This window comes from Enterobacter sp. 186315 (assembly GCF_053290175.1).
Genome location: NZ_JBPTTK010000052.1, coordinates 1 through 2500 on the forward strand (window position 1 = coordinate 1; position 2500 = coordinate 2500).

Sequence of the window (2500 nt, forward strand, 5' to 3'; positions counted from 1 at the left end):
CGCACCGCTGAAACGGGGTTGGCTGCGTTTCCGGTGCCAGACGCGAGAAAGTGGCGACAGACATAACGAAAAAACACCAGAAACGCAGCCGCTGAATATTACACTGGTGCATAGTCATGCAGCCAGATGCATGGATGTTAAAGTCACACTAAAATCCGCGCCAATGCCTTAAAAACCGACAAATGCTTCTCCAGCCAGTCCCACAGCTCCGCCGCCAGATACAGGCAGTTAAGCAATGATTCAATGAGATTTAACAGCTTCATTTCCCGCTCCTGAATAAGTCGTGACCTTTTTGATCACGAACCTATTTAGCGGGAGAAATAAGAGCCCCTCTTCGTGCGGGTTGTCAGCTGCCTGGATGGTTTAAAGTGTCGGCCCGCGGTAGGTTTTCTGCGGCTGGCGCTCCAGCTCCAGTGTTTTCTGATACTCATTCTCCCTCTGCCGGAGCTCGATGGCATTCAGTTCCCGGACAAGCGGCGCAGCTGCTCGCTTAAACTCAGCACCTGCGTGCTCAAGTCCGACACGCGCTCGTTCAGCACCGCGTTCTCCCGTTGCATAAGCCCACACATGCTCCGCCATTCCGCGAAGGCGCTCTCCCATTCGTCCAGCCTTTGCGAGTAGTCCTGCTGTAGCTGCTCTAATGCGCTCAGCAACTGCTTTTCCAGCTCTGTCATTTTCCGCTACTCCTGTTTCAGGCGGATCCATGTCGTCCCGTCGTAGGGGATGGCTTCGGTTTGCATCCCGGGCGGCAGGATAAGAAACCTCCGGCCGTCGCTGCTCTCCTGATAGCGCACTCCCCACGTCCGGGCAGTCATTTTCGCCAGGGTATCTTCCTGCTGACGAAGATGCGTGTAATTGTCGGTTATCTGCTGCCCCTGCCACCACAGTATGCTCCCGCTCGTGCCGATCAGCAGCGCTGACACCATCAGGATGGTGAACCATGTCCGCCCGGCAGTCCGCAGTACGCTCCGCCGGTTTTTCTCCATCGCCTCGCTCATACTCTGCTCGTGTGCGAGGATGGCGTCGCTGATTCTCCTCGCGCTTGCGCTCAGTTCCGCTCTGACAGACTGCTCGTGCTCGCTGAATGCGGCTTTCAGCATCTCGCCGGTACTCTGCTGCTGCGCTTTCGATTGCTGCTCTAAGTCCTTCGCCAGCGTTAAAAGACTGCTCATAGATGGCTCCCTTCAGTCGGATGTTTCGCCCCCCGTCCGGGTCGGCAATGCTGATACTGCTTTTCGTGGTGCGCACCACCTCAAAACCTGACCGTTCCAGCGCCTCAGTGACGTCCTGACGGTTTTTCAGCTCCCCGGACGAAGCAAGGGTCAGCAGTCCGCGCGTGATGGCTTCAGTGGCCTCCTGCTTCGTTTTCGGCAGTCCGGACGGCGTGACCAGCGCCCGGCGGTTTTCCGGCGCGTTCGGGTCATGCAGCCCCAGTCTGCCGTTCACGATGGTCTGCCAGGCATCGATGCGCGGCCGGTCGGCGCGGTCGTAGTACGGCTGGAGCCGCCTGCCGGTCAGCAGTTCGGTATTGGGGATCAGAAAGTTCAGCTCCAGACGCCCCTTGTCCGCGTGCTCCACCCACAGAATGCTGTACTGATCTTTATCGAGTCCGGGCATCAGAACCCGCTCGAAGCTGGCCATCAGTTTTTCCCGCTGGCCGGGAGGCAGATCGGCCTCCGCAAACGACAGTACGCCGGAGGTGTATTTCTTCACGTAAGGCGACGCGTCAATCAGCTCCCGGACTTCTTCCGGCTTCCCCTGCAGGACGCTGGCGCCTTCACGCTGCCGGTCTTTACCCAGCAGATAGTCCACCGGCCCGGCGCCACCGCCGCGACCGCGTGGATGAAATTTAACGATCATCGTCCGTTCCTTTCTCAAGAACGGCGTGCCGCAGCCGCTCAAGCCCGGCATCGATGGCCATCAGCGCCGCCACAATCTGTACCCTGTCATGGCCGGTGCCGCCGCCGGCGTTAACACGGCGGGCTATCTGGTTCAGGTTATTGCCCATACCGGCAAGCTGGCGCAGCAGCGCCGGCGAGAGTGAGGGGAGCTTTCCGGTGCGCGCAGGCTTTTCGTCCAGGCAGGTCTGCCGCATCCACGCCGCCAGCGGCCTGCCGTCGCAGCGCTCAAGCAGCCGCCGGTGCTCGCCCTCCGTCACCCACATGGTGAGCATCTTGTTCCGTTTCTCTGACAAACCGGCCTCCTGATAACGCCGGGACGGGCGGGAAAGCCTTTCCCGGTCGGCGCGGGGTTGGACAAGCCGCAGGCGCGTCAGTGGCTTTTGGCGGGTTTCGGGGCGCAGCCCTGAACCAGTCACGTAGCGCTAGCGGAGTGTATACTGGCTTACTATGTTGGCACGGATGAGGGTGTCAGTGAAGTGCTTCATGTGGCAGGAGAAAAAAGGCGGCACCGGTGCGTCAGCAGAATATGTGATACAGGATATATTCCGCTTCCTCGCTCACTGACTCGCTGCGCTCGGTCGTTCGGCTGCGGCGAGCGG

Annotated in this window: 2 protein-coding genes; both read right to left on the reverse strand. The window is 59.8% G+C overall.

Annotated features, from left to right (window positions below; translation table 11 throughout):
* Window positions 1-363: 363 nt before the first annotated feature.
* Window positions 364-1860, reverse strand: coding sequence for a plasmid mobilization relaxase MbeA (gene mbeA / locus ACSVHP_RS22860; RefSeq protein WP_045351254.1), 1497 nt, complete (start codon window positions 1858-1860; stop codon window positions 364-366).
* Window positions 1850-2194 (reverse strand): MobC family plasmid mobilization relaxosome protein, encoded by a 345-nt coding sequence (locus tag ACSVHP_RS22865; protein ID WP_039025506.1) that lies wholly within the window; start codon window positions 2192-2194, stop codon window positions 1850-1852. Before ACSVHP_RS22865 ends, mbeA begins: the two co-directional genes overlap by 11 nt.
* Window positions 2195-2500 lie beyond the last annotated feature (306 nt).

What these genes read in the sequence shown, in the direction of transcription:
- mbeA (WP_045351254.1), bottom strand. Translation starts at nt 1,860, where the DNA reads ATGATCGTTAAATTTCATCCACGCGGTCGCGGCGGTGGCGCCGGGCCG.